The sequence below is a fragment of the Microbacterium cremeum genome, assembly GCF_015277855.1.
Classification (GTDB): Bacteria; Actinomycetota; Actinomycetes; order Actinomycetales; family Microbacteriaceae; genus Microbacterium; species Microbacterium cremeum.
The window spans coordinates 2,777,981-2,804,545 of sequence record NZ_CP063812.1; the positions used below are offsets into that span (position 1 = coordinate 2,777,981).

The 26,565-nt window shown below is 71.1% G+C and carries 20 protein-coding genes; 6 read left to right on the forward strand and 14 right to left on the reverse strand.

The annotated features are described in order from the left end of the window. The first annotated feature begins 231 nt into the window (after positions 1-231). From IM778_RS12620 to IM778_RS12630, 3 genes are all read left to right on the forward strand, one after another. Entirely contained in the window at positions 232-2,163 is a 1,932-nt protein-coding gene (locus IM778_RS12620; protein WP_194409215.1) for a sigma-70 family RNA polymerase sigma factor, read from the forward strand. A 61-nt stretch (positions 2,164-2,224) separates the two neighbouring features. Beyond that, complete coding sequence (locus tag IM778_RS12625; RefSeq protein ID WP_194409216.1) at positions 2,225-2,662, forward strand: YrdB family protein; 438 nt, start codon at positions 2,225-2,227, stop codon at positions 2,660-2,662. Continuing rightward, positions 2,659-4,047 (forward strand): FAD-binding oxidoreductase, encoded by a 1,389-nt coding sequence (locus tag IM778_RS12630; RefSeq protein WP_194409217.1) that lies wholly within the window; start codon positions 2,659-2,661, stop codon positions 4,045-4,047. The genes IM778_RS12625 and IM778_RS12630 overlap by 4 nt, the downstream gene beginning before the upstream one ends. 143 nt (positions 4,048-4,190) lie before the next feature. Here the strand turns inward: IM778_RS12630 and IM778_RS12635 are convergent, their stop codons facing one another. The 7 genes from IM778_RS12635 to IM778_RS12665 all read right to left on the reverse strand — a co-directional run bounded on the left by IM778_RS12635 (position 4,191) and on the right by IM778_RS12665 (position 11,105). Continuing rightward, positions 4,191-4,892, reverse strand: a complete 702-nt coding sequence (locus IM778_RS12635) for a hypothetical protein (protein ID WP_194409218.1) — start codon at positions 4,890-4,892, stop codon at positions 4,191-4,193. A 16-nt stretch (positions 4,893-4,908) separates the two neighbouring features. Then, positions 4,909-5,688, reverse strand: coding sequence for a glucosamine-6-phosphate deaminase (locus tag IM778_RS12640; RefSeq protein ID WP_194409219.1), 780 nt, complete (start codon positions 5,686-5,688; stop codon positions 4,909-4,911). 8 nt (positions 5,689-5,696) lie between these two features. Next, a complete protein-coding gene (locus IM778_RS12645; protein WP_194409220.1) occupies positions 5,697-6,647 on the reverse strand; it encodes an ROK family protein in 951 nt (316 codons plus the stop codon). 43 nt (positions 6,648-6,690) lie between these two features. Beyond that, complete coding sequence (locus IM778_RS12650; protein ID WP_194409221.1) at positions 6,691-7,530, reverse strand: carbohydrate ABC transporter permease; 840 nt, start codon at positions 7,528-7,530, stop codon at positions 6,691-6,693. Then, complete coding sequence (locus IM778_RS12655) at positions 7,527-8,495, reverse strand: carbohydrate ABC transporter permease (protein ID WP_194409222.1); 969 nt, start codon at positions 8,493-8,495, stop codon at positions 7,527-7,529. Before IM778_RS12655 ends, IM778_RS12650 begins: the two co-directional genes overlap by 4 nt. An 85-nt stretch (positions 8,496-8,580) precedes the next feature. Beyond that, on the reverse strand, positions 8,581-9,852 hold the full coding sequence (locus IM778_RS12660) for an extracellular solute-binding protein (RefSeq protein WP_194409223.1): 1,272 nt from the start codon (positions 9,850-9,852) through the stop codon (positions 8,581-8,583). A gap of 83 nt (positions 9,853-9,935) precedes the next feature. Beyond that, positions 9,936-11,105: an ROK family transcriptional regulator gene (locus IM778_RS12665; RefSeq protein WP_194409224.1), complete on the reverse strand. Its 1,170-nt coding sequence runs from the start codon at positions 11,103-11,105 to the stop codon at positions 9,936-9,938. A 227-nt stretch (positions 11,106-11,332) separates the two neighbouring features. Between IM778_RS12665 and IM778_RS12670 the strand changes: the two genes are divergently transcribed. Beyond that, positions 11,333-13,477, forward strand: coding sequence for a L,D-transpeptidase family protein (locus IM778_RS12670; protein ID WP_228484538.1), 2,145 nt, complete (start codon positions 11,333-11,335; stop codon positions 13,475-13,477). A 70-nt stretch (positions 13,478-13,547) separates the two neighbouring features. Here IM778_RS12670 and IM778_RS12675 read toward each other — a convergent pair whose 3' ends face one another. Beyond that, complete coding sequence (locus IM778_RS12675; RefSeq protein WP_194409225.1) at positions 13,548-15,764, reverse strand: NADP-dependent isocitrate dehydrogenase; 2,217 nt, start codon at positions 15,762-15,764, stop codon at positions 13,548-13,550. Between the two features lie 171 nt (positions 15,765-15,935). Here IM778_RS12675 and IM778_RS12680 point away from each other — a divergent pair, with 171 nt between their 5' ends. Beyond that, a complete protein-coding gene (locus IM778_RS12680; protein ID WP_194409226.1) occupies positions 15,936-16,388 on the forward strand; it encodes a GNAT family N-acetyltransferase in 453 nt (150 codons plus the stop codon). Between the two features lie 412 nt (positions 16,389-16,800). Further along, on the forward strand, positions 16,801-17,694 hold the full coding sequence (locus IM778_RS12685) for an endonuclease domain-containing protein (RefSeq protein WP_194409227.1): 894 nt from the start codon (positions 16,801-16,803) through the stop codon (positions 17,692-17,694). 229 nt (positions 17,695-17,923) lie between these two features. Here IM778_RS12685 and IM778_RS12690 read toward each other — a convergent pair whose 3' ends face one another. From IM778_RS12690 to IM778_RS12715, 6 genes are all read right to left on the reverse strand, one after another. After that, positions 17,924-19,735: an ABC transporter ATP-binding protein gene (locus tag IM778_RS12690; protein WP_194409228.1), complete on the reverse strand. Its 1,812-nt coding sequence runs from the start codon at positions 19,733-19,735 to the stop codon at positions 17,924-17,926. Continuing rightward, on the reverse strand, positions 19,732-21,573 hold the full coding sequence (locus IM778_RS12695; RefSeq protein ID WP_194409229.1) for an ABC transporter ATP-binding protein: 1,842 nt from the start codon (positions 21,571-21,573) through the stop codon (positions 19,732-19,734). Before IM778_RS12695 ends, IM778_RS12690 begins: the two co-directional genes overlap by 4 nt. A 398-nt stretch (positions 21,574-21,971) precedes the next feature. Continuing rightward, positions 21,972-23,897, reverse strand: coding sequence for a clostripain-related cysteine peptidase (locus IM778_RS12700; protein WP_194409230.1), 1,926 nt, complete (start codon positions 23,895-23,897; stop codon positions 21,972-21,974). A 62-nt stretch (positions 23,898-23,959) separates the two neighbouring features. Continuing rightward, complete coding sequence (locus tag IM778_RS12705; RefSeq protein WP_194409231.1) at positions 23,960-24,481, reverse strand: methylated-DNA--[protein]-cysteine S-methyltransferase; 522 nt, start codon at positions 24,479-24,481, stop codon at positions 23,960-23,962. Further along, positions 24,478-26,046, reverse strand: a complete 1,569-nt coding sequence (locus IM778_RS12710) for a DNA-3-methyladenine glycosylase 2 family protein (RefSeq protein WP_228484539.1) — start codon at positions 26,044-26,046, stop codon at positions 24,478-24,480. Before IM778_RS12710 ends, IM778_RS12705 begins: the two co-directional genes overlap by 4 nt. Before the next feature lie 132 nt (positions 26,047-26,178). Continuing rightward, positions 26,179-26,466, reverse strand: coding sequence for a WXG100 family type VII secretion target (locus tag IM778_RS12715; RefSeq protein ID WP_194397663.1), 288 nt, complete (start codon positions 26,464-26,466; stop codon positions 26,179-26,181). Positions 26,467-26,565 lie beyond the last annotated feature (99 nt).

The window sequence follows — 26,565 nt, forward strand, 5'->3', positions numbered from 1 at the left end:
GGCAGTCGATACGCCCCACGCGAGAGCGACATGCCTTCTGATGAGAGAGACCGCGGTCGGCCCGATCTATTACGCGAGTTCGCGAAACAGTTCGCCACGATCGAGCTGGCCGTCGCGGCATCCCCTGGTCAAACCGGCCTTTCGCGACGACAATGGACGGGTGCGGCGCTGGGAGCCCGCACGAGGGCACGGTCGAAGGCCGCCCGCGCCCGCCGACACCCTGGGGATGCGATGGATCACGACGAGGCGCGCGAGCCGATCGGTTTCGCCGACGCGGACCTGGTGCTGCGCTCGAGGTCCGGCGATCGCGGCGCGTTCGGCGAGCTGTGGCGGCGTCACTACCGCGCCGGCGTGACCGTCGCGCGCAACCTGACCTCGAGCCTCGACCCCGACGATCTGGTGCAGGAGGCCTACACCCGCATCTACCAGTCGATCCTCACCGGCCGCGGGCCGACCGGTTCGTTCCGCGCGTACCTGTTCACGAGCATCCGCAACACCGCCGCGACGTGGGGCCGCGCCCAGCGCGATGCCCCGTACGAAGCGCTCGAGGGCGTCGAGGACCCGGCTGCCGAAGAGCATGTCAGCGAGGCCGCCCTCGACCGAGGACTCACGCACCAGGCGTTCCGCAGCCTGCCGACCCGCTGGCAGGAGGTGCTGTGGTACTCCGAGATCGAGCAGATGAAGCCCGCCGAGATCGCACCGCTGCTCGGTATGAAGCCCACGGCGGTCGCGCAACTCACCTTCCGCGCACGGGAAGGACTGCGGGAGGCCTGGATCCAGGCGCACCTCCGCACCGTCGCCGACGGCTCGGACTGCCAGTGGACCATCGAGCATCTCGGCGCCCACACGCGCCGCAACCTCGGCCGACGCGACCAGGCGAAGGTCGATCGTCACCTGGCGGACTGCGTGCGCTGCACCATCGTCGCCAGTGAGGCCAAGGAGGTCTCGGGCCGGCTCGCGCTCGTGCTGCTGCCGCTGGCCCTCGGGGCGACCGGAGCCGCCGGATACCTGGCGACGCTGCAGGGGGCGAGCGCCCCGCTCGTGGCGCTCGCGGCGATGCCCTCGGGCGTCGTGCAGGGGGCCGTCACCGTGATCCCCACCGTCACCAAGGGCGCCGCCGCGGGCGCAGGCGCGACAGGCGCCGCGACGACCGGCTCGGGCGTTGCCGGGGCCGGCGCCGCGTCGGGCACCGGGGCGGCAAGCCTCGGCGCGGGCGCTTCCGCTGCGTCGGCATCCGCCGGCGCGACCGCATCCGTCGGCGCGACCGCATCCGCCGGCGCGACAGCGGCCACGGTCGGCGCCTCGGCCGCGACCGCGACCGCGGCGGCGGGCGTGACCGGTTCGGCACTCGCCGGCATCGGCGCCGCCTCCGGCATCGCGGCGAGCCTCGTCGTCGTCGGCGGCGTGGTCGCGGCCGCCGTCGTGCTGCCCGCCGCAGCGCCCGAGCCGGTGAAGACGGAGTCGACGAGCATCTCCGACACCGTCCCCCTGACCCCGGGCCTGCTGTCGTCCAAGGGCGACCGTCCCGCCCTGCTCGACGCGGGACCCCGCCCGGCCGACATTCCGGTCATACCCGAGTCGACTGTCGCCGCTTCCGGTGACGCGCCGCCCACCGACGGCAGCGCCGCGGCGGCGTCGGCCGGCGGTCAGACCGTGACCGAGGCGCCCGCTGGCGACGCCTCCGCCGCCCCCACGGACGGCGGCGGCACGCCCGTCACGAGCACGCCCGAGAGCCCGGGGCACGGATCCCCGTCGCACGGCACCGGCGCGCCGCCCCACGGGGCCGGCAACGGCAACGGCAACGGCAACGGCGGCGTGACCGGGAATGACGGGGTCACCGGCAACGGCACCCCGACGAACGGCACCGGCAACGGCAACGGCGGCGTGCCGGGCAACGGCAACCCGAACAACGGCACCCCGAACTACGGCACCGGCAACCCGGACAACGGCAGCGGCACCGGCACCGCCACCGGCACCGGCGGGAAGTCGCCCCGGGGCGCGGCGCCCAAGGGCGAGAACACCCCGATGGGCCTCGGAGCCCCCGGGCTCGCCACTGCGACGGCTGCCACGAGCGCGGTCTCGGCGGCGGGCGAGCACGGCCGCCCGTTCAGCTCCGAGGCCACGGCTTCTGCCGACGCGGAATCCGCGACCGATTCCGCGTGACGAGGGCCGGCCGCCGCCCGCGACCGTGAGCCGCGCCCACCCCGCGCCGTAGACTTGAGGCATGTCCGACACGCCGAACGGCTCCCCCGCGCCCTCGAACAGGACCGCCTCCGCGGCGCCCGGCGGCGCCCCGTCACCGGCCGCCGAGCAGGCACCGGGAACGCGTGCGCCGCTGACGGCCATCGACGTCCTGGCGTTCCTGTGTGAGATCTTCGCGTTCGCGACGCTGGCGCTGTGGGGCTTCACGATGTGGCCGTTCCCGTGGAACATCGCGGCCGGCATCGTGGCGCCCGTCGCGGCGATCCTCGTGTGGGCACTGTTCGTCTCGCCCCGCGCCGTCTTCGCGGTGCACCCGTTCGTCCGCGGGATCGTCGAGCTCCTCGTGTACGCGTCGGCGAGCGTGGCCTGGTGGAGCATGGGCAACGTCTGGGTCGGGCTGGGCTTCGGCGTGGTCGCGATCGCGGTCGGAGTGGTCGCGGGTCGCCGGCGCCTCTCGTGAGTGAGGCCGGCGTCCTCGAGCGCCTGCGCTCGGTTCTCGGCGAGCGGGTCGACACCGCGCCGGAGTCGCTGGCCGCGGCGCGCGCCGACAAGTCGGGGCACGCGGCATCCGGACTCCCGATCGCCGTCGTCCACGCCCGCTCCGTCGACGACGTGCAGCAGGTCCTGCGCATCGCGAGCGAGACCGGCACCCCCGTCGTCACCCGCGGTGCCGGCACGGGGCTGGCGGGCGGAGCGAATGCGGGCGGCGGCGAGATCGCGCTCTCGGTGCGCGCGATGGACCGCATCCTCGAGGTGAGCCCCGACGACCTCACGGCCGTCGTCGAACCCGGGATCCTGAACGCCGATCTCAACGCGGCGCTCGCTCCGCACGGCCTGTGGTGGGCGCCCGACCCCGCGAGCCGCGCCATCTCGACCGTCGGCGGGAACATCGCCACGGGCGCCGGCGGGCTGCTGTGCGCGAAGTACGGAGTCGTGCGCGACGCCGTGCTGGGCATCGACCTGGTGCTCGCCGACGGGCGTCTGCTGCACCTCGGCCATCGCACCGTCAAGGGCGTCACGGGTCTGGATCTCACGTCGCTGGTCATCGGCTCCGAGGGCACTCTCGGGGTGATCGTCGGCGCCACTCTGAAGCTGCGCCGGCTCGTGCCCGGCGAGGTGTGCACGATCGCGGCGACGTTCCGCGACGTGCGCACGGCGGCCGAGGCATCCGCGGCCGTCACGGCGTCGGGTGCGCAGCCGGCGATCATGGAGCTGATGGATGCCGCATCCCTCGCCGCCGTGCACGCGCTGCTCGCCCTCGAGCCGCCGACACCGGGTGCCGCGGAGCTCACGATCCAGACCGACGGCGCGGCCGCAGCGGCCGAGGCGGACGCGATCGCCGCCGTGCTGCGCGCTGCGGGCGGAACCGTCGCGGTGTCGCGCGACCGCGACGAGGGCGAGCGGCTGCTGGCGATCCGACGGTCGATGCACCCGGCTATGGAATCCCTCGGCACGGCCCTCATCGAGGACGTGTCGGTGCCCCGAAGCGCGCTGCCGGCGATGTTCGACGAGATCGCACGCGTGGAACGCGAGCACGACGTCGTGATCCCCACCGTCGCCCACGCCGGCGACGGCAACCTGCATCCGAACTTCATCTTCGACGCCGAACCCGACGAGTTCGGCGTGATCGAGGCACCGGATCGCATCTGGGCCGCCGCCGACGACCTCTTCCGGGCGGCACTGCGCCTGGGCGGGACCCTCACCGGCGAGCACGGTGTCGGCGTGCTCAAACGCCGCTGGCTCGTCGACGAGCTCGGCGAGGACCAGTGGGAGCTGCAGCGCCGGATCACGCGCGTGTTCGATCCGCAGGGCATCCTCAACCCCGGAAAGGTGTTCGCGCGGTGAGCGGCCGGACCGCCGCCGAGATCGCGGAGCTGCGGTGGATCGGCGAGCACGAGGTCGCGAGCACTCCTCTCGCCCCGCTCAGCCGCAACCACCTCATCCGGTTCGCCTGGCGCTGAGCCGCGGCATCCCGCGCTCGCCGTCGGTCAGGCGACCGGCGGGAACACCTGGACGGTCTCGTCGGATCTCACCCGGTCGCGCGGGGCGAGGACGATCGCAAGGATGCCGAGAAGCAGGATGCCGAGCGTGCCGAGGAGCGTCGCCCCCATGAAGAACGCGATCACGCCCGGCTGGGCGAGAGCGTCCGGCGCCGTCGCGGCGACAGCCTGAACCGCGATCTGCGCACCGGCGGACACCGCGAGCACGATGAGCGGCGCCCAGCGCAGCCGATGCGGCACCGCGCCGCCGCGCGCGATGGCCACCGCCGCCACTGCGAGTGCGGCGAGCTCGACGACCGCGAGGGCCTGACCGACCATCACGCCGATCGCGGGGTCGGCGCTGTCGAGGGGGACGACCGACCACACCAGCATCGACACGAGGGGCATCACGGCCGCCACCGCGAGAGCGGCGACCCCGAGAGGACGCCGCGCGACCACGCTGCCCGAGCGGCGGATGCCGAAGGCCAGCACCAGCAGCGCGCCGGCCCACACCGCGACGAGGACGAGGGGGCCGCCGGGGAGAGGCATCGGCATGCCGTTGAACATCAGGATCACGGCCGAGTGGGCCACGAGCAGGGACCCGCCGATGGTCCACGCGAGCCACGCGTCGCGCGCGGCCGCGGCTGGAGCCCCGGCAGGCCCGGTCTGTCGCAGCGAGCCGGCGTCGTCGGGTGCGGGCGCGGAGACCATGGCCACAGCCTAGGCCTCAGATGCCCTGCCAGTCCGGCTTGTTGTCGTACGCGTAGCGGTAGTAGTCGGCGCGGGTCAGGCGCGACGCGGCCGCCTCGTCGATGACGACCGTCGCACGTGCGTGGAGCTGGATCGCCGAGCCCGGCAGCGACGCCGACAGCGGCCCCTCCACAGCACCGGCGACCGCCGGCGCCTTGCCCTCGCCGAACGCCAGCAGCACCAGATGCCGCGCGCGCAGGATCGTGCCGAGACCCTGCGTGATGCAGTGCATCGGCACGTCGTCGATCGAGTCGAAGAAGCGGGCGTTGTCGCGGCGCGTCTGCTCGGTGAGGGTCTTGACCCGCGTCTGCGACGCGAACGACGAGCCGGGCTCGTTGAAGCCGATGTGACCGTCGGTGCCGATGCCGAGGATCTGCAGATCGATCCCACCCGCATCGAGGATCGCGGCCTCGTACTCCTCACCGTGGTGCTCGATGCCCGCGGTGGACCCGTCCGGCGTGCGGATGAGCGCCCGATCGAGCCCGAGCGGCTCGACCACCTCGCGCGTGATCACCGAACGGTAGCTCTCGGGATGCGCCGGATCGATGCCGACGTACTCGTCCAGCGCGAACCCGCGGACCCGCGACACGTCGACGCCCTCGAGCCGCGGACGCAGCGCCTCGTACACCGGCAGCGGGGTGGACCCGGTCGCGAGGCCGAGGACCGTCTCGGGGTTCTCGCGGATGAGCCCCGCGATGTGGTCGGCGACGAGCGCGCCGGCCGCCTCCTTGTCTGGGACGATGACGATCTCAGCCACGGAACTTCTCAACCATGAATCAGGGCCTCCTGGGTGTCGTGCCTCGCATCGCCCGCGGCGCCGACGAGGGCGGCGCCGAGAGCGGCCGCCGGCGAACCCGGCGGAAGCAGCTCGGCCCGCTCGCGCAGGCGCAGCGAGCGCATGAACGGGGATGCCTCGGCGCTGGCCGACAGCTCGGCTGCGACATCCGTCATCAGCCGATCGCCCAGAGCCGTCACGCCCCCTCCGAGCACCACGATATCGACGTCGGCGGTGAGCACCAGCACCCTGATCGCAGCGGCCACCCCGCGGGCGAGGCCCGCGCGCAGCTGGATCGCCGAAGGCTCGCCCGCGTCGGCGGCGTCGAACACATCGCGCACCGGCAGGGCGCTGCGACGCGCCCAGTGCTCGGCGATCGCGCCGCCGCCGGCGAACGCCTCGATGCAGCCCCGCTGCCCGCAGCGGCACAGTGGTCCGTTCGGGTCGACCGAGATGTGCCCGACCTCCCCTGCGGTGCCGCGGGCGCCGCGCCACAGCACGCCGTCCGAGACGATGCCGGCGGCGATGCCCGTGCCGAGATTGAGGTATGCCATCGATCGCGGGGGGCGCGCGGCGCCGCTCAGCAGCGCGTACGCACCGAGGGCTGCCGCCTTCACGTCGTTCTCGATCCGCACCGGCACGCCCAGACGCGGCTCGAGCGCTGCGACCAGGTCGAGCTCCTCGACACCCAGGTTCACGGCATGGACGACGCGGCCGCTGCCGGCCTCGATCTGGCCGGGGATGCCGACGCCCACCGACCGCACGAGCGCGAGGTCGACTCCCGCCTCGGTGCCGAGCGCCCGGACCGCCTCGACGATCGTGCGGGTCACGGCATCCGGTCCCCATCCGGTCGGGATGCGGACCCGCCCGACGACGCGCAGGTCGCCGTCCACCGCGACGGCCTCGATCTTCGTGCCGCCGACATCGAGCCCGACCTTCATCGGCCGACCTCCCTGTGAGAGGCGGCGGAGTGCAGCACGCGCATCAGCCCTTGACCGCCCCGGCCACCATACCGCTGGTCATACGGTGCTGGACGATCAGGAAGAACGCGATGACCGGGATCGCCATGATGGTCGAGGCCGCCATCACGACCGCCCAGTCCGTGGCGCTCGTGGCCTGCACGAACGCGCGCAGCCAGATGGGCAGAGTGAGCGACTCCGGACGCGTCATGATCACCAGGGCGAAGACGAACTCGTTCCACGCCTGGATGAACGCGAACACGCCGGTCGCGATCAGGCCGGGCGCCAGCAGCGGGAACGTGATGCGCCAGAAGGCCCCGGAGCGACTGCATCCGTCGATCATCGCCGCTTCTTCGAGGTCGGCGGGCACGCCGTTGACGAAGCCGCGCAGCGACCACATCGCGAACGGCAGCACGAGTGCGATGTTCACGAAGCTGAGCCCGATGATCGTGTTCAGCAGGTGCCAGCCGTCGAGCACCCGGAAGACCGAGACGATCATCGCCTCGGCCGGGATCATCTGCAGCACGAGGATGGCGATGATCAGGGCCTTGCGGGACCGGAAGCGGTAGCGCGACACCGCGACCGCGCCGAGGAACCCGAAGCAGAGGCCCGCCACGAGCGTGATGCCCGTGACCGCGAGCGAGTTGAGCAGCGCCGTCGCCAGCCCGTCGTTGAGGGCGTCTCCGTAGTTGCTCAGCGTGAACTCGTCGGGCCACCAGTGCGGGGTGGGCGTCTGCACGGCCGATGCCGGAAGCAGCGACGTGTTGACCATCCAGTAGACGGGGAACAGGGATGCCGCGATGACGACGAGCGCGGTGACGTTGAGGAGGACCCTCGAGGCGAGACGCCGAGGACGCGCGTTCATGATTCCTCCTGCTTGAGCATGGCGCGGATCCAGTACCCCGACACCGCGAGAAGGATCACCACGAGGATGACGGAGATCGCGCCGCCGGCGCCCAGATCGCCCGACGCCATCGAGACGGAGTAGATGTAGACGCCGATCGTGTTGGTGTCGGCGCGGATGCCGCCGATCGACTGCAGCGCGTAGATCTGCGCGAAGACCTTGAGGTCCCAGATGACCTGCAGGATCAGGAGCACCAGCAGGATCGAGCGGAGGTACGGCATGACGATGAGGCGGAAGCGCGCGAACCCTCCGGCGCCGTCGAGCGACGCCGCCTCCAGCACCTCGTCGGGCACCTGGGTGAGCGCGGCATAGGTGCTGAACGCCACGAACGGCACGGCACCCCACGTGATGATGATCGCGGCGACCGCGTAGAAGCTCACCGGGTCGATGAGCCAGCTCTTGCCCATCCAGTTCTCGCCGGTGAGCTGGGTGAGCACCCAGTTGACCAGGCCGTAGTCGGAGTCGAAGATCCAGCCCCACACGATCGTGGCGGTGAGGGCCGGCATCGCCCACGCCAGGAGCAGCGCGCTCGACAGGGCGGTGCGCATGACCTTGCCGAGCTTGGTCATCATGACGGCGATCGCCACGCCGAGCACCATGGTGGCGATGACGCTCACGACGCAGAGCGCGACGCTGCGGACGAGGACCGCCCAGAACTCTGCATCGGTGAGCACGTCGATGTAGTTGCCGAGGCCGATGAACTCGGGCGGCGCGCCGAAGATCTGGGCGCGCCCGAACTCCTGGAAGGACATGATCACCAGCTGCACGAGCGGCCAGCCGATGAACACCACCAGCATGATCAGCGCGGGGGCGAGCAGGCCCAGCGGCGCCCACGAGATGCGGCGCTTGCGGGGCGGGGTCTCGGGCTCGGGCGCCGGCGGCGAAGATGAGGGCGCAGCGGACGCCTGAGCGGGGATGGTCGTCATGGCACGCCTCCTAACACGATTGTGACGTTTGCGGTCGGGCATGGGACGGGGTGCCCCGCAGCGCGGAGCACCCCGTCGGACGGCATCAGCCGTTGAGGATCGACTCGATCTGCTCGTCGGCGGCCGCCGCGAGCGCGGCGATATCGCCGCCGTTCGCGATGTTGACGAACAGGTCCTGCATGATGCCCTGTGCCTCGACGTCGGCCCAGTTCGGCGACGCGGGGGTCAGCTTCGCGTTGGCCGCAGCCTCGGCGATGACGGTCGCGAGCTCGGGCGTGGCCGCCGCGACCTCACCACCGAGCGAGACGAGAGCCGGGACCAGGCCGTTCTCGGCGAGGATCGTCTGGTACTCGTCGCTCATCATGATCTCGAGCGCGCTCTTGGCGAGGTCGGGGTTCGACGACTTCGCCGCGATGCCGACGTTCGAGCCGCCGGCGAACACCTGCGCGGCGCCACCGTCCATGCCCGGGAGGGCGAAGTAGCCGGTGGTCTCGGCGACCGCGGTCGGCTGCTGGTCCTCGTCGGCCACGATCGACCAGTACGCCCAGCTCGGCGCCGAGTACGTCGCGGACTGCTCGGTGCGGAACGGCACCCAGCCGTCGGCCTCGTCGCCGTCCTTCGCGGCGAGCGATGCCTGGGTCATGAGCTCCTGCACCTGCGCGAGGCCCGCGAGGGACTCGTCGCTGGAGAGCTGCGCGTCCCACTCGTCGCCGTCCTGAACCGCGATCTCGCCGCCGTTCTCCCAGATGAAGGGCAGCGCGTTGTACCAGTCCTTGCCCGGGAAGTACACGCCCGAGACACCCGGCAGCGCACCGGTGAGCGCCACGCCGTTCGAGACGTACTCGTCGAGCGTCGTCGGCACGGCCACGCCGGCCTGCTCGTACATCGCGGTGTTGTAGAACACCACGCGCGCACCCGAGTAATACGGCGCTGCGTAGAAGGTGTCATCCCAGGTGCCGGCCTGCACGAAGCCGGGGAGCAGGTCGTCGCCGCCGAGGTCCTCGTAGATGTCGTCGAGGCTCAGCAGGGCACCGCTGGACGTGAATGCCGGGGCCTGCGTGTTGCCCATCTCGACGATGTCGGGGCTGTCGTTGGACGACAGGCTCGTGGTGAGCTTGTCGACGAGACCCGTCCACTGCTGCTCCTCGATGACGAGCGTCGAGCCGGGGTTCTCCTCCTCGAACGTCTCCTTGAGGTAGTCGCGGGCATCCTGCGGCGTGTCGGTGCCGACCAGCCAGACGCGGATCTCCGCACCCTCGGCGTCGTTCGAGCCCGCGCCATCGCCGCTGCCGCCGCAGCCGGCGAGGAGAAGCGCCGATGCGCCCAGGAGCGCCACAGCTCCAAGCGTCTTCTTCATGTGTCTTCCTCTGTGTTCTCTCGGTGTTGGGTGGACCGGGTGGCCCATCCGGGGGGGTGATGCGGGGGTGCCGCGCGTGCGCGCTACGACACCCCGAGTTGTCCCGACAGGACCATGACGGCCGCGCCGCGCAGGACGATGTCCTGGCCTTGCGCTGTCATCCGCACGCGCACACCGTCGTCGTGAGACGGGGCGAGGGTACGTGCGCGGAGCGTCTCGACAGCCTGATCCGCGAGGGAGCCGCCGAGAAGTTCGGTGGGGCCGGAGAGCACGATCTCCGACACGTCGAGAGTGCCGACGACCGGGGCGAGGGCGATGCCGAGCCGCTCCCCCGCATCCCGCAGCACGCCCTCGCGGGCCGCGGCGTCGGATGCCTCGGCGAGGCGCGACGTCAGCGAGGGCACCGACAGCCAGGCCTCGAGGCATCCCACCTTGCCGCACGCGCACGGCGGACCGCCGTCGGTGCCGACCGTGACATGGCCGATCTCACCGGCGGCGAATCTGCTGCCACGCATCGGCTGCCCGGCCAGGAGCAGGCCCGAGCCGACGCCTCGACCGACCTTGACGAGCAGGACGTCGTCGGGGGCGCCGCCGAACGTGTACTCGGCGAGGACCGCCGCGTTGGCGTCGTTGGCGACGAGGACCGGCAGGTCGAGGGCCTGGCGCAGCGCCGTCTCGAGGTCGAAGCCGGCCCAGCCGAAGTTCGGCGCGGTGACGATGACGCCGTGGTCGTCGACGACGCCGGGCGTTCCCACCCCGATGCCGAGCACGGGGGCGTGCGAGTCCGCGACGAGGGCACGCGCCAGCTCGACGACCGTCGCGACGAGTTCGTCGGCGCCGGGGAGTTCGACCTCACGCCGCGCGACGATGTCGCCGTCGAGGGTCAGCACGGCGCCGATGAAGGTGTCACTGCCCGACAGGTCGAGACCGACGATGCGGTGACCGCTCCGGTCGAGATCGACGAGGATCGCGGGCTTGCCGGGCCCGGAGGCCTCGCGGACCCCGATCTCGGCGACGAATCCGTCGGCGATCAGCTCGGCGACCAGGTCGGAGATCGTGACGCGGGTCAGCCCGGTCTCGCGCGAGAGGTCGGCACGGCTCATGGCACCCTGGTGGAACAGGGTCTGCAGCAGCAGAGCGCGGTTGTGCCCGCGCGCATGCTCCGGAAGGACCTTGGCGCCCTGGCGGAGCGTGCGGCCAGGGGCGAAGGCTCGGGCGGTCGCCGTGGAGGTCTGCGGCGCATCGATGGGCATGTTTGTTAGTAGACCTTACGAACAAACAAATTGCAAGCCGTTTCATCCGTATCGCGTGAGAACTTTACGAACCTGTGACAATCGCCGGCCCTACAGTGGAGACCTGGGTCAGCAGGCGCGCACATTCCGGGCGTGACCGGCGCTTCGCGTGATCAGCCTGTAACCCAACCCTCAGACTGCGTCCTCTACCATGGTCTGAGCGTTGATCACAGTCGGGGGGTGAAAGCGTGACGGATCTGGCGACCGAGCCACACGCCGACAAGTCTGAGGACGAGCCGGCCATCGGCGATTCCGTCGACCCCGCGCACGACGATCTCGATCTGGATGCCGACGACCTCGAGCACCTCGACGACACCGTCGAGGACGAGCCCGAGGTCGAGGACGAGCCCGAGGTCGCCGACGAGCCCGAGGACTCCGCCGAGGCCGAACCCGCCCACGACTCCGATGCCGCCGAGGCTCACGACGAGCACGAGGACGCTTCGACGGAGGAGGTGGCGGAGGAGGTCGCCGGCGACGACACGGTGGACGCGGATGACACTGACGCCGTCGACGCGGAGGAAACCGTCGACGCGGAGGACGAGGCCGATCTCGAGCCCGCGGCTGCCGATGTGGATGACGCTCACGCCGAGACCGCCAACGAGGACGCCGAGACCGCCGACGAGGACGACGCTGACGCCGAGCCCGTGGAGGCCGTCGATGCGGAGGTCGCAGAGCCCGTCGAGACCGTCGACGAGGCATCCGCTGCCGAACCCGTCGACGCGGAGGTCGCCGAGGCCGAGTCCGTCGACGCCGAGCACCTCGAGGACGAGGGCGAGGCATCCGTCGTCGAGTTCGACGCCGGCGCTCCCCCTGCGGTCGTCGCCCCCGTCGATGACGCTCCCACCGTGGTCACCCCGGCGCCCGGCACAGCGCCCACCGCTCTGGTGGCAGCGACGGCCACCGCGACCCTCTCCCCCGCCACCGAGACGGCACCGACGGATGCCGCCACTCCCGTCTACGCGTGGGCCGACCCCGAGCCGAAGCCGAAGAAGAAGCGCACGGGATTGTGGATCGGCGCGGCGGCAGCTGTCGCAACCGTCGGCCTCGTGGCCGCGTCGCTCATCCTGATCGCCCCCGGGACCTCGGTCGCCGGCGTGCCGGTCGGGTGGCTCACGCCGGGCGCCGCCGCCGACGCGATCAACCAGCGCCTCGCCGAGACGACGGTCGTCATCGTGGGCGAGGAGGGCGAGGTCGAGGTCACCGGGGCCGAGCTGGGCGCGACCGTCGACGCCAAGGCCCTCGCGGATGCGGCCTTCGCCGAGCACCCGATGTGGAATCCCACCGCGTGGTTCGCCCCGCCCGCCGACGCCGCCGTCGAGCTCGACCCGGCAGCCGCGACCGAGGCACTGCGCGCCGTGATGCCCGAGGTCTACACCGACCCGGTCGACGCCGTCATCACCTTCGACCCCGCGTCGGCCTCGTACGTCGCGACGCCTGCGACGCTCGGCACAGGCATCGACGTGGCCACCGTCCAGTCCGCGCTGCAGGACGCCTTCGACGCAGGGCAGACCAGCGTCGAGATCGATCCCGTGATCGCCGACGTCCCGGCGGGAATCCCCACCGAGGCGGCGGATGCGACCGTCTCGCAGCTGAACAGCATGCTCGACACCGTCGGCTTCTACGTCGGCGAGGAACGCACCGTACCGGTCGACCGGGCGGCCGCAGCATCCTGGCTCACCGTGTCACCGGGTGAGGGCGAGTTCGAGATCACCGCCGACTCCGCGGCGATCCAGTCGGTCGTCGACACCCTCGCGCCCGCCGTCAACCGCGCCCCCGAGAACGCGCGCGTCATCACCGACACCGCGGGCAAGGTGCTGCGCGAGGAGGCCGCCGGCCAGAGCGGACGCGAGCTCGGCGACACCTCCGACATCGCCTCCGACTTCGCCGCCCAGCTCGCGGACGGCAACGCGGTCTACGAGCTCCCGGTCGCCGAGGTGCCGGTGGAGACCGTCGCGCTCGCCCGCCGTATCGAGGTCGACCTGGGTGCCCAGCGCACGTACCTGTTCGAGAACGGCAACGTCGTGCAGTCGTACGCGATCTCGTCAGGGCTTCCGGGCACGCCGACGCCCACGGGGAGCTTCCGCGTGTACGCACACACTGCCGTGCAGGACCTGGGTGCGCTGTGCTACGACCCCACTCGCACTGACAGCTATTGCACCAAGGGCGTGAAGTGGCTCACGTGGTTCGCCCCCGACATCGCTTTCCACGCCACGTACTGGCACAACAACTTCGGCAACCGCATGAGCCACGGCTGCGTCAACATGCCCACCGACGTCGCCGAGTTCGTCTACCGCTGGGCCCCCGTCGGAACCGAGGTCTGGGTCCACAGCTGACGCGTGTCGAACAGAAGATGAGCGGATGCCCCGACCCGGGGCATCCGCTCTCTTCGCTCTTGTGGGCTGATCAGCCGATCGCGTCGACGATCTCGTTGAACGTCGCCGAGGGGCGCATGACGCCCGCCACCAGGTCGGCGTCCGGACGGTAGTAGCCGCCGATGTCGACCGGCGAGCCCTGCACCGCGACGAGCTCGTCGACGATCCGCTGCTCGTTCGCTGCGAGCGCCTCGGCCACCGGCGCGAACGCCGCTGCCAGGTCCGGATCAGCCTGCTGCCCTGCGAGCTCCTGCGCCCAGTACAGGGCCAGGTAGAAGTGGCTGCCGCGGTTGTCGATGGTGCCCAGCGCGCGCCCCGGCGACTTGTCGTTCTCGAGGAAGGTGCCGGTCGCGGCATCCAGCGTGTCGGCCAGCACCTGCGCCTTGACGTTGCCGGTGTAGTCGGCCAGGTGCTCGAGCGACGCGGCGAGCGCGAAGAACTCGCCGAGCGAGTCCCAGCGCAGGTAGTCCTCGGCCACGAGCTGCTGCACGTGCTTGGGAGCCGAGCCGCCCGCCCCGGTCTCGAACAGGCCGCCGCCGGCCAGCAGCGGGACGATCGAGAGCATCTTCGCCGATGTGCCGACCTCGAGGATCGGGAACAGGTCGGTGAGGTAGTCGCGCAGCACGTTGCCGGTGACCGAGATGGTGTCTTCGCCCTTGCGCAGCCGGTCGAGCGAATACTGCGTCGCCGCCGCGGGCGCGAGGATCTCGATCGTGAGCCCGTCGGTGTCGTGGTCGGCCAGGTAGGTCGTGACCTTCGCGATCAGCGCGGCGTCGTGCGAGCGGCCCTCGTCGAGCCAGAACACCGCCGGGGCGCCGGTCGCGCGAGCGCGCGTGACGGCGAGCTTCACCCAGTCGCGGATCGCGACGTCCTTCGTCTGGGTCGCGCGCCAGATGTCACCCGGCTGAACGGCGTGCTCGAGCAGCACGTCGCCGGCCGTGTTCACCACCTGCACGGTGCCCGCCGAGGCGATCTCGAACGTCTTGTCGTGGCTGCCGTACTCTTCGGCCGCCTGCGCCATGAGGCCGACGTTCGGCACCGTGCCGATCGTCGCCGGATCGAGCGGGCCGTGTGCGATGACGTCGTCGATCACGGTCTGGTAGACCCCGGCGTACGACGAGTCGGGGATCACCGCGAGCGTGTCGTCTTCGCCGCCGTCGACACCCCACAGCTTGCCGCCGTTGCGGATGAGCGCCGGCATCGACGCGTCGACGATGACGTCCGACGGCACGTGCAGGTTCGTGATGCCCTTGTCGGAGTTGACGTACGAGAGGCGCGGGCTGTCGGTCGCGGCGGCGAACGCCTCGGCGATCTCGGCGCCGCCTTCGATGTCGGCGAGCCCGGCAAGGATCGCCCCGAGGCCGTCGTTCGCCGTGAGGCCGGCCTCGGCGATCTTGTCGCCGTAGCGGTCGAACACGTCGGCGTAGTACGCCTTCACGACGTGGCCGAAGATGATCGGGTCGCTCACCTTCATCATCGTGGCCTTGAGGTGCACCGAGTACAGCACGCCGTCGGCGGCGGCCTGCGCGATCGTGTCCGCGAGGAACGCGTCGAGCGCCCGCGCCGACAGGAAGGTCGCATCGACGATCTCGCCGGGGAGGACCTTGAGGCCCGTCTTGAGCGGCGTGACGGTGCCGTCGGCGGCGACGTGCTGGATCGTGAGCACGTCGTCGCCCTCGATGACGGTGGTCTGCTCGTTCGACTTGAAGTCGTCGTGGCCGAGCGTCGCGACGCGCGTCTTCGAGCCATCGGCGAACGGCTTGTTGCGGTGCGGGTGCTTGCGCGCGTAGTTCTTGACCGACAGCGGGGCGCGGCGGTCGCTGTTGCCCTCGCGGAGCACCGGGTTCACGGCGGACCCCTTGATGCGGTCGTAGCGCGCGCGGACGTCCTTCTCTTCGAGCGTCTCGGCGTCGTCGGGATAGTCGGGGACGTCGTAGCCCTGCGACTGCAGCTCGGCGATCGCCGCCTTCAGCTGCGGGATCGAGGCCGAGATGTTGGGCAGCTTGATGATGTTGGCCTCGGGCAGGGTCGCGAGGCCACCCAGCTCGGCGAGGGCGTCGGACACCTGCTGCTCGGGGCTGAGGTTCTGCGGGAACGCCGCGAGGATACGGCCGGCGAGCGAGATGTCGCGGGTCTCCACGTCGACGCCCGCCTGGCGGGTCACGGCCTGCACGATCGGCAGGAACGATGCGGTCGCGAGAGCCGGAGCCTCGTCGGTGTAGGTGTAGATGATGGTCGAGTCGGTCACCAGTTGCGTCCTTCGTACGGGTCGGCCCTCAGCCTATCGCACGGGCGCCCGAGATATCTCGACGTCAAGATATCTTTCCCCGCCCCGCCGCGTGCTCCCGCGCATGAACGCCGTGTTAATCCCGCGAACAGGACGATGCCGGACGCCGCCATCCCGGCTAGCCTGGGGCGTATGGCCGACCTGCGACTTGTCGAACTCTCCGCTGCGACGATCGTGGCGGTCAACAATCTGTCGCTCAAACCCGGGCAGGAGGAGTACCTCTCCCCGGTGAGCTACGGCATCGCCGCGACGGTGGTGAACCCGCAGACGACCTGGCAGCGCGTCGTCCTCGACGGCGAGGAGGTCGTCGGCTTCGTGAGCGGGAACTTCGACCCCGAAGCCCCTCAGGAGTACTTCCGCTCCGTGCTGTGGCGCATCAACGTCGACGCCGACGACCAGGGCCGCGGCATCGGCCGCTTCGCGGTCGCGGGCCTGCTCGAAGAGGCGCGCAACCGCGGCATGGACCACGTCAACGTGCTCTACGAGGCGGGTGAGGGCGGTCCGCAGGCATTCTTCGAGCGAGTGGGCTTCACTCCGGTCGGCGAGACGGAGTACGGTGAAGTCATTGCGGAGATCCGCCTGTAGCACCCACGCAGGCGAACCCCCCGAGATCCACTCCGCGTAACGCCCTGCCGGGGCTTTCGAGACCGGCGGCGGGGCCTCGAATACCCCTCCCCCATCGAGGCCTCGTCGCCCTCCTCTGCCGAGGCGCTGCGCCCGGCCGGGACCGACGGATGCCTCTGCCTCCGCGCGTGCGCCGCTTCACGGCATCCGTCACCGCCCGATCTTCGGATCCGGAAACCGGAGTACGCGCCCCTTTCCGGAGCCGCCGGGCCCGCCGGATCCGGAAACGGACTCGGACTCCGATTTCCGGATCCGGGAAGCGGATGCCGAGCACGCTCCCGCGGCTCCTCCCCAGGTGCCCCGTGCCCGCGACAGCGGCCGTCCGCCTGTGGATGACGCCTCCCGCGCCGGCGCGGGGGCCATCATCGTTCGCATGACTCTGGAGCACGTGTACACCTCGCCGCCCGCGCTGCGCTTGTCGGAGTCGGTGGCGCAGCTGGCGGCGTGGGTCGCCGACGCGGGAGGCATCGCGCACCGCCGTGCCGCCGAGAACGCCGGGTTCACGCTCGGGGTGCGCCGGGCCGCCGTGAGAACCGAGGCGGTGCGCCGGGTGCGCCGGGACTGGCTCGTGGTCGACTCCGCCCCGGCCGATCTCGTCACCGCCGCCGAGAACGCCGGCAGCTTGACGTGCGTCTCTGCCGCACGTCGCCGGGGCTGGTGGATGCCGGACGACGCGCCCGGCGGCATCCACATCCGGCTCGATCCGCACGCCTCGTCACCCGTCACCGACGTCACGGCGCACTGGACGCTCCGGATCGCGCCGGCTCCCGGTCACGGGCTGCTCGACTCCGTCGAGGACACCCTCGCGCACCTGGCCACGTGCCTGACGCCCGAGAACGCCCAGATCGTCTGGAACTCCGCGCTCAAGGCCGAGAACCTCACCCCCGCGGCGGTGCGCAGAGTGCGCTGGCGGACCCCGCAGGCCCGGGCGTGCGCGGACCGCGCGTCGGACCAGTCGGACTCCGGACTTGAGACGATCCTCGTGGTGAGGCTCAGCCCGTGGGGACTGCTCATGCGCCAGCAGGTGGTGCTCCTCGGGCGACCCGTCGACCTGCTGATCGGCGAACGGCTCGTCATCCAGGTCGACGGATTCGCCCACCACTCGACGTCGGCACAGCGCAGCAAGGATGTCGCCTTCGACGCCGAGCTCGTCCTCATGGGCTACACGGTGCTGCGTTTCACGTATGCCCAGGTGATGCACGACTGGCCCCTCGTCGAGCGCACGATCGCCCGCGCCATCGCCGCGGGCGCACACCTCGCCGCCTGACGCGTCGGCGGTCCGGTCCATGTCGCAGCGCCCCCGCCGCGCCGCGAGCGGCCCCCGGACTCCACGAACACCGGATCCGGAAATCGGACAATCGACCTGTTTCCGGACCCCTGGAGGCTGAGGACTCCGGAAACGCCGCGGAACTCCGCTTTCCGGATCCGGCGAACCGCGAACGCGACGGATGCCGCGGCCGCCGCGCGAGCGAGGGCCGGGGCATCCGTCATCCAGGTCAGACGAGCGACTCGCGCCAAGCCGCGTGCAGCTTCGCGAACTTGCCGTCGCCGCCGATGAGGCCCTCGGGAGCGTCGTCCTCGATGATGCGGCCGTGTTCCATCACCAGCACGCGGTCGGCGATCGCCACCGTCGACAGCCGGTGCGCGATGATGATCGCCGTGCGGTCGGCCAGCAGCGTCTGCAGCGCGTCCTGGATCTGGCGCTCGCTCGGGATGTCGAGCGACGCCGTCGCCTCGTCGAGGATCAGCACCGCCGGGTCGGCGAGGAAGGCCCGCGCGAACGAGATCAGCTGCCGCTGACCCGCCGAGACGCGCCCGCCGCGCTTGTTGACGTCGGTGTGGTAGCCGTCCGGGAGCGCCTCGATGAAGGCATCCGCCCCCACCGCGCGGGCGGCGGCCTTGATCTCGTCGAGCGTCGCATCGGGCTTGCCGAGCGCGATGTTGTCGGCGACGGTTCCGCTGAACAGGTACGCCTCCTGCGTGACCATGACGATCGCGCGCCGCAGGTCCTTCGGGTGCAGGCGCCGCAGGTCGACGCCGTCGAGCGTCACCGCTCCGCGCGTCGGGTCGTAGAACCGCGAGACGAGCTTGGCGAGCGTCGACTTGCCGGCACCGGTCGTGCCGACGAGCGCGATCGTCTGACCGGCCGGGATGTCGAGCGAGAAGTCCGGCAGGATGACGCGGTCCTTCGAGTAGCCGAACTCCACGTCGTCGAACCGGATGTGTCCCCTCGCGGTCCACAGGTCCACCGGGTCGGTGGGGTCGGGAACCGTCGGCTCCTCCTCCAGCACGCCCGACACCTTCTCCAGCGCCGCCGTCGCGGACTGGTACGAGTTCAGGAAGAACGCGACCTCCTGCAGTGGCGAGAAGAAGTTGCGCACGTACAGCACGGCCGCCAGCAGGACGCCGATGTCGAGCGCGTCGTCGGCGACGCGGATGCCGCCCCACGCGATCACCAGGGCGAGGGTGACGGACGCCACGGCCATGAGACCCGGCTCGAACGTGCCGAACAGGCGGATCGAGCGCATGTTCACATCGCGGTAGTCGAGGGCCAGGCCGCCGAACTCGTCGTCGTTGCGCTTCTCCTTTCGGAACGCCTTCACGGCGCGGATGCCCGTCATCGTCTCGACGAACTTGACGATCACCTTGGCGCTGATGACGCGCGACTCGCGGTACACCAGCTGCGACCGCGTGTAGAACCACCGCATGAGGAGGAACAGCGGCAGGCCCATGACGATCAGGATCACGCCCGACTGCCAGTCCACGATCAGCAGCGCGACGAGCGTGAACCCGCCGTACAGGATGCCCGAGACGAGCTCGTTGAGCCCGCCGTCCAGCAGCTCGCGGATGGTGTCGAGGTCGCTCGTCTGGCGCGAGATGATGCGGCCCGACGTGTACGACTCGTGGAACTCCAGGCTGAGCCGCTGCGTGTGCACGAAGATGCGCTTGCGCAGATCGAGCATGATCGCCTGCGTGAGGCGGGCGGCCACCACGACGTACCACCCGATGAGGGCGGCACCGCCCATCGCCGTCACGAGGTACAGGACCACGACGCCGATCGTCGGCATCCAGTCCATGCGAGCGAGCACCGCCGGCAGGGCGCTGTCGATGCCGAACGCGATCAACGCCGGACCTGCCACGCGCAGCGCGGTGGACACGACCAGCACCACCCCGGCGAGGATCAGCTGTCCGCGCACGGGTGAGATGAGCGAGCCCAGCAGGCGCAGGGAGCGCTTGCGGATCGCCTTGCTCTCGGCGCGCGTGTAGTCGGAGCGGTCTTCGCCGCCGGTTCCGGTGACGGTGCTCACAGGTTCACCTCCCAGTTCTGATCCTGCTCTCTGGCCCGTATCCGGGCCTCTTCGACCTCGAGGCTCGAGATCACGTGCCGGTAGTGCTCGCTGGTGCGCAGCAGCTCGGAGTGCGTGCCCACGGCGGTGACCCGGCCGGCCTCGAGCAGCGCCACCCGGTCGGCCAGCGTGACCGTCGACGGCCGGTGCGCGACCACGAGTGCGGTGGTCTCGTGCAGCACCTCGCGCAGCGCGTCTTCGACGAGCGCCTCGGTGTCGACGTCGAGCGCCGACAGCGGGTCGTCGAGCACGAGCACCGCAGGTCGGGCCGCGACGGCACGCGCGAGCGCGAGCCGCTGGCGCTGCCCGCCCGAGAGCGACAGGCCCTCCTCGCCGATCACCGTGTCGACGCCGTCGGGCAGGTCGTCGACGAAGGATGCCTGGGCCACCTGCAGTGCCTCGCGCATGACCGCCTCGGCTTCGGGGCTGCCGGGCACGAGGTCTTCGCGTCCGAGCAGTACGTTGTCGCGGACGCTCTGCGAGAACAGCGTCGCATCCTCGAAGGCCATGCCGATGTGACGGCGCAGCTCGGTGAGGGTGAGGTCGCGCACGTCGACGCCGTCGAGCGTCACGCGGCCGCCGGTCACGTCGTACAGGCGCGTCGGCAGCGTCGTCAGCGTCGTCTTGCCCGATCCGGTGAGACCCACCAGCGCCATCGTCTCGCCCGGACGCAGCACGAGGTCGACGCCGTCGAGCAGGTCGCGCTCGCGGGTCGCGGCATCCTGATACCGGAAGTGCACGCCCTCGAAAGCGAGCTCTCCGCGCGCGCGCTCGATCGTCTTCGGCTGAGCGGGATCAACGATGGTGTTCTCCTCGTCGAAGACCTCGAAGAGACGGTCGGTCGCGGTGCGCGCGTCGAGCATGAACGAGAACAGGAACCCGATCGACTCCATCGGCCAGCGCAGCACCGTCGCCATCGCGAAGAACGCGAGGAGCTCAGCCTGGTCCACCTGACCCAGCGCAGCGAGGTAGATTCCGGCGCCGAGGCACAGCGCGAACGCGACGTCGGGCAGCAGCACGAGCCAGAACCAGATCCAGCCGACCGCGCGCGCCTTGCTCAGCTCGGTCTCGCGCAGCGTCTCGGCCTGCCGCGTGAACTTCTGCAGCGCGTGCTTGCCGCGACCGAACGCCTTGAGAACGCGGATGCCGTGCACGCTCTCTTCGACGGAGGTCGCGAGGTCGCCGGCCTGATCCTGCGACTGGCGCGCGAGCGTGCCGTACGTCTTCTCGAACCGGTAGCCCGCGTACCACAGCGGCGCGGAGGTGACGAGGAAGATCGCGCCGAGCAGCCAGTGCCAGCGGAAGAGCAGCACGGTGCCGACAGCGATCGTGATCACGTTGACGACCAGCAGCACGAGGCCGAACGCGAGCCAGCGGCGCAGCATGCTGATGTCCTGCATCATGCGGCTGAGCAGCTGGCCCGACTGCCAGCGATCGTGGAAGGCGACGGGCAGGCGCTGCAGCCGCGCGTAGAACGTCTGCCGCAGGTCGTACTCGACCATCGTCGCGGGGCCCAGCACGAACCAGCGGCGCAGCCACACCATGGCGGCCTCGGCGAGACCGAGCGCGAGGATCGCGGCGGCACCCCACCCGATCGCGGCGATGTCACCCGTCGAGATGGGGCCGCGGACGACGACTTCGAGGACCAGGGGGATGGCGAGCGCGAGCAGGCTCGCGGCCAGCGCGCTGACAGCGCCGAGCATGAGCCGCGGCAGCACCGGTTTCGCGAAGGGAAGGAGCCTCGCGAGGGCTCTGGGAGTGGACAGTTCGGACCGCGGCGAGTCGGAAGTGGTGGTCATGATCCTTGTGGGGAGGTGATGCGGATGACCCGGGACAGGGTCGTGTTCAGACGGGCTCGACGGCCGGCGTTCCGGCGCTGCAGGGCGAGCGCGGGGGCGGCGAAGCGCCTTCAAGGGGAGCAACGCTCCGCACGAAGGCGGTATGCCGGGGCCGGCGGAACCGGCGCGGGCGGAAGGCTGGTTACGCCTCGATGCGCGGACGCGGCAGCCCGGAGACGGGGCGCGGCGCAACAGCACGGAGGACGAATGCGGTCTTCGCGGCGACGGCGGCCTGATTCATTGTTCCTCCTTGGGCTGGGCTGACAGGGCTGCGCGCGCCGCCTGCATGATGCGGCGCGACAGCCCTCCAGCCTATATCTGGGAGTTCGCTGGATGCAACAACGAATTCGCGTCCGGCGTCAGGGGACCACGACTTCGACGCTCACCGTGTCGGTCTGCTGTCCGTAGTCCTGGATGTCGGCGTCGAGCACGAGCGTCGTGCCCGCCTCGAGGTAATCGATCGCGAACTGGATGGCCGACAGGTCCGCCGCGATCCCCTCGTCGTCGGTGCGCTCGTACTGCCAGCCGTCTTCGTCGTCGTAGACGAGCACGACCGGGTAGATCAACGCGTCGGCGTCGGGGGTCATCGCACCGTAGGTGCCGGACTCGTCGTCCAGGAGGTAGAAGTCCTCCTCCACGATCGTGCCGTCGTCATCCACCACGATCGACAGCAGCGCGTCCTGATACTCGTCGTCGTCGGCGTCCGGTGCGACGTACTCGAGAGGCACGTCGATGGTGCGGTATCCGGAGTCGGGGTCCGTCGTGATGTCCTGGTGCGCCAGCACCTCGTGGTCGCCGTCGCTCAGCATGAGGTACGACAGGTCGTACCAGCCCGAGACCGTCGCGGCATCGTCGCCGATCGTGACGGCGGCCGGCACCTCGGCGAGGTAGACGATGTCGTCGCCGTCCCGGTACGCCGCCGATACCGTCGCCTCGATGATCGCGGCGGCGGCGGCCTGCGGCAGGGCGGCCGTGAGGGTCACGCCGTCACCGTCGAACACGACGTCGGTCGTGTTCTCGCCGCTCTCGAAGCGTGCCCGCAGCTCTTCCGAGAGCTGATCGCCGCTGGAGAAGAACGCCGTGAGCGCGGCGGGCCAGGCGGGTACGCCGGCCAGAGCGAGATAGTCCTGCTCGAGGTACTCCTCGACCTCGGGGAAGTAGATCGACACCCCCGACGCCGCTGCGGTCGCCGGTCCGGCCGTCTGATCCAGCACGAGCGACTCGAGCGCCGCGGACACCTCCGCGGCGGCGGCCGCGACATCCGCATCACCCGCGCGGGCGAGATTCTCGACGTACCCACCGAGATCGATCTGGTTGGTCGCCAGCTCGGGGTCGGGGCTGCGGCCGAACTCGAGCACGTCCGCGTGGGCGGTGGCCATCCCCGGCCCGAGCCCGGTGGGGTCGGCCTGGTAGGCGTCGGCGAGAGCGGTCACGGCGTCCTGCAGTCCTGCCACCTCGGCGAGGTCCATCATCGCCAGCGTGATGTCGGCGTCGGTCCCCCACTCCTGCGCCTGCTCGGCGTAGCCCTCGAGGACGGCGGACCCGAGGTCGGTCGGACCCGCAGCCGGGTCGTCGGTGATCGTGGCCAGCGCGTCGTAGTTCCAGCCGTGGCCCGGTTCGACCTCCTGCGACGCGACGAGATATTCCGCATGCTCGGCCATCACGCTCGCCACCTCGTAGGTGCCCATCAGGCACGCGTCGAATCCCATGAAGTCGAGGTCTTCGATGCCGGCGCGGCCCAGGCCGTCGCTGAGGGCCTGGTCGATCTCGGCGAGCTCCAGCACGTCGTAGCCGTCTGTCTCGTCGGGGCCGACACCCGGCCAGCCGGCGCCGTGATCCCACAGCACGAGCCCGTACCTGTCGGCCGGGTACGCCGCCGCCGTGTCGGCCACGAAGTCCGCCAGCGTGTCGGGGTCGCCCATGTTGAGCTCGCCCGGCTCGCCGATGATCTCGAGATGGTCCTGCTGCACCTCGAACGCCAGGGTGTCCTCCCAATCGGCGACGTCGACCGCCGGATCCGTCGTGTAGTCGGGGCTGCGGTCGACGAGGGCGACGATGTTGACGTCGCCGGTCGACCCCACCGACGCCATCTCGGCGATGTCGTCGAGCGCATACGGCTCGAGGTTCGTGTCGCCGATCATGTAGACCATGAAGGTCCAGGCGGCCGGCTCGGCGTCGCCATCGGGACTCGCCGAAGACGTCGGCCGGGTCGACACCAGTGCACCGACCATGACGATCGCGACGAACACGGCAGCGAGAATCCACCAGGACGGCTTCGGCTTCATGGGCTCATCGTGGCCTCAGCGATCGCGGGGCACCAGAACGACGCACCCCGTCGAGGCGGATTTCACGCAGAACGCGTGACGCCCGCCTCCCGGGCGAGGAGGCTCTGCTTGACCTCGAGCCCCCACGCGAACCCGCCCAGTGCTCCCCCGGTGCGCAGCACCCGATGGCAGGGGACGAAGAGCGCGGGCGCATTGCGGGCGCAGATGGACGCCGCCGCCCGCACGGCGTGGGGCGATCCGAGCTCTGCCGCGAACTCCGCGTAGGTGAGCGGTCGGCCCGGTGCGATGCGACGCAGCGCCTCCCAGCCGGCGCGCTGCATCGTCGTCCCGTGCTGCAGTACCGGGATGCGGTCGATCGCGCCGGTCTCGCCCTCGTAGTACGCGACGACGGCGGCCGCGGCATCCGTCTCGTGGGCGGGGATCCCACGCACGGTCGCGGGGCGATCGGCGGGGCGCAGCCGGCCGACGATGCGGTCGGCGTCGTCGGTCCAGCCCGACGCGAGGACACGGCCGGCGTCGTCGGCGAGGAGCGTGAACGCGCCGTCGGGGGTGTCGAGGGTCTGGATGGTCGCGGTGGTGGTCATGGGTTCTCTCCATCATCGGGTCGGGAGCGTCGGCGGGATGCCGTGGCCCGGGGCGGCACCGCCCGCCACAGGTGCGCGGTGAGGTAGCTGCGCCAGGGGGCGGTGCGCGCGGCCCATTCGGTGAGGGGCCGCGGATCGGACGCCACGCCGATCGCGGCGGCGCCCGCGCGCACGGCGACGTCTCCGGGCAGGAACACGTCGGGGTCGGCGAGCACCCGCATGCGGACGTAGTCCGCCGTCCACGGACCGATCCCCGGCATCGCGAGGAGCGCCGTCCGCTGCTCGGCGGCGTCGTCGCCGGTGGTGAGCGTGAGCGAGCCGTCGGCCAGCGCCGCGGCCGCCCCGGTGAGGGCGCGGATGCGCGCAGCCGGGCCCCGGAGCACCTCAGCGCCCCGCTCGGCGATCGCCGACATGGTCGGGAAGAGCAGGGGCGGAGCGGATGCCTCGCCCCCGAGCCCCGACGCGGGCTCGCCCAGCGCCTCGGTCAGAGCCGACAGCGCCGTGCGTGCGGCGGCCACGGTGATCTGCTGGCCGACCATGGCCCGGATCAGCATCTCGTGGGGGTCGGCCGCGCCCGGCACGCGGATGCCGGGGAGAGCGGCGACACGGGGAGCGAGCTCGGGATGCCGCGACAGCGCCTCGTCGATCGCGTAGGGATCGGCATCGAGGTCGAACAGCCGGCGTGCCCGCGTCACCAGCGTCGAGAGGTCGGCGAGGTGCGTCAGGCGTGCACGCATGCGGACACGCCTGACCGTCGTCGGCGCCTCGGAGGCGCCGTCGACGCGGAGCTGGAACCACGCGGGACCGTGCGGCAGCCGCAGGGTGCGAGCGAACGTCGTCGCGGTGGCCTCTTCGGCGCCGCTGACGGCGCGCGCCGCCATCCACGCGAACAGCCCGTCCGCGTCGATCGATCCGCGGTGCGGGAGCACCAGGTCGATCGCGGTCCCGGGCCCTGCGGCCGCCTCGGCCCCGGACGCGGCCGCGGAAGGCCGCAGGACCCGGCGCCGAGCGCGCAGCTCGAGCGGCGGCATCCCGAACACCTCGCGGATGGTGTCGTTGAACTGGCGGACGCTCGCGAACCCGGCCGAGAACGCCACGTCGGCGGCCGGCAGGTCGGTGCCCACGAGCAGCATGCGCGCGGTCTGCGCCCGATGCGCGCGGCTCAGCGCGAGCGGACCCGCGCCCAGCTCGGCGGTGAGGAGCCGGGTCAGATGGCGAGGCGAGTACCCCAGGCGTCGCGCGAGCCCCGGAACGCCCTCGCGCTCGACGACGCCGTCCGCGATGAGACGCATCGCACGGCCGGCGATGTCGCCGCGGAGGTTCCAGTGCGGTGACCCCGGCGCGGCCTCGGGCAGACATCGCTTGCACGCCCGGTATCCCGCTTCGTGCGCCGCGGCGCTCGTCGGGTAGAACGTGACGTTCGCCGGCTTCGGCGTGCGTGCGGGGCAGCTCGGGCGGCAGTAGATGCCCGTGGAGCGAACGGCCGTGACGAACTGGCCGTCGAAGCGCGGATCGCGCGAGTCGATCGCGCGGTACCTCTCGTCGAACGTCATGGCCAGGCTCATGACACCAGCCTGTCACGCCTCCCCGACATCGGCTCGCGGAAATCGGACACGGCGGTTCGGGCCGGAAAGACTGACCGGAGCGGCCAGACGGCCGCTCCGGTCACACGATCGAAAGCTCTGCGGTCGAGCGGTTCAGCCGCCGGCGAGCTGCTGGTCGAGGTCCTGGATGGCGCGCATCATGCCCAGCAGCGCCTCCGACATGTCGTTGATGCCATCCACGGCACCCTTCAGACCCGTCGTCAGCTCCGAGTAACCCTCACCGAACTTGCCCGACGCGTGCTGCGTCTTGAAGTCCTCACCCAGCAGCGTGTCCACCTGGCTCTTCAGCGCGTCCAGCTGACCCTGGATGTCATCACGAGCCTGCGACAGCGACGACGCCACCTGCTCCATCTCCGCATACGAAGCACCGAAATCGGCCATCGTCAACTCCCTCACTCAGAAAACCCGGCCCCCACCGGGCCGACACTCAGAACCTAACCGACCCCGACACACGCCACGATGGGGACCATTCCCCATCGA

Coding starts and splice junctions, on each gene's coding strand:
- IM778_RS12620 (WP_194409215.1), top strand. CDS start 232: ATGGATCACGACGAGGCGCGCGAGCCGATCGGTTTCGCCGACGCGGAC.
- IM778_RS12625 (WP_194409216.1), top strand. CDS start 2,225: ATGTCCGACACGCCGAACGGCTCCCCCGCGCCCTCGAACAGGACCGCC.
- IM778_RS12635 (WP_194409218.1), bottom strand. CDS start 4,892: ATGGTCTCCGCGCCCGCACCCGACGACGCCGGCTCGCTGCGACAGACC.
- IM778_RS12645 (WP_194409220.1), bottom strand. CDS start 6,647: ATGAAGGTCGGGCTCGATGTCGGCGGCACGAAGATCGAGGCCGTCGCG.
- IM778_RS12650 (WP_194409221.1), bottom strand. CDS start 7,530: ATGAACGCGCGTCCTCGGCGTCTCGCCTCGAGGGTCCTCCTCAACGTC.
- IM778_RS12655 (WP_194409222.1), bottom strand. CDS start 8,495: ATGACGACCATCCCCGCTCAGGCGTCCGCTGCGCCCTCATCTTCGCCG.
- IM778_RS12660 (WP_194409223.1), bottom strand. CDS start 9,852: ATGAAGAAGACGCTTGGAGCTGTGGCGCTCCTGGGCGCATCGGCGCTT.
- IM778_RS12665 (WP_194409224.1), bottom strand. CDS start 11,105: ATGCCCATCGATGCGCCGCAGACCTCCACGGCGACCGCCCGAGCCTTC.
- IM778_RS12680 (WP_194409226.1), top strand. CDS start 15,936: ATGGCCGACCTGCGACTTGTCGAACTCTCCGCTGCGACGATCGTGGCG.
- IM778_RS12685 (WP_194409227.1), top strand. CDS start 16,801: ATGACTCTGGAGCACGTGTACACCTCGCCGCCCGCGCTGCGCTTGTCG.
- IM778_RS12695 (WP_194409229.1), bottom strand. CDS start 21,573: ATGACCACCACTTCCGACTCGCCGCGGTCCGAACTGTCCACTCCCAGA.
- IM778_RS12700 (WP_194409230.1), bottom strand. CDS start 23,897: ATGAAGCCGAAGCCGTCCTGGTGGATTCTCGCTGCCGTGTTCGTCGCG.
- IM778_RS12705 (WP_194409231.1), bottom strand. CDS start 24,481: ATGACCACCACCGCGACCATCCAGACCCTCGACACCCCCGACGGCGCG.
- IM778_RS12710 (WP_228484539.1), bottom strand. CDS start 26,046: ATGAGCCTGGCCATGACGTTCGACGAGAGGTACCGCGCGATCGACTCG.
- IM778_RS12715 (WP_194397663.1), bottom strand. CDS start 26,466: ATGGCCGATTTCGGTGCTTCGTATGCGGAGATGGAGCAGGTGGCGTCG.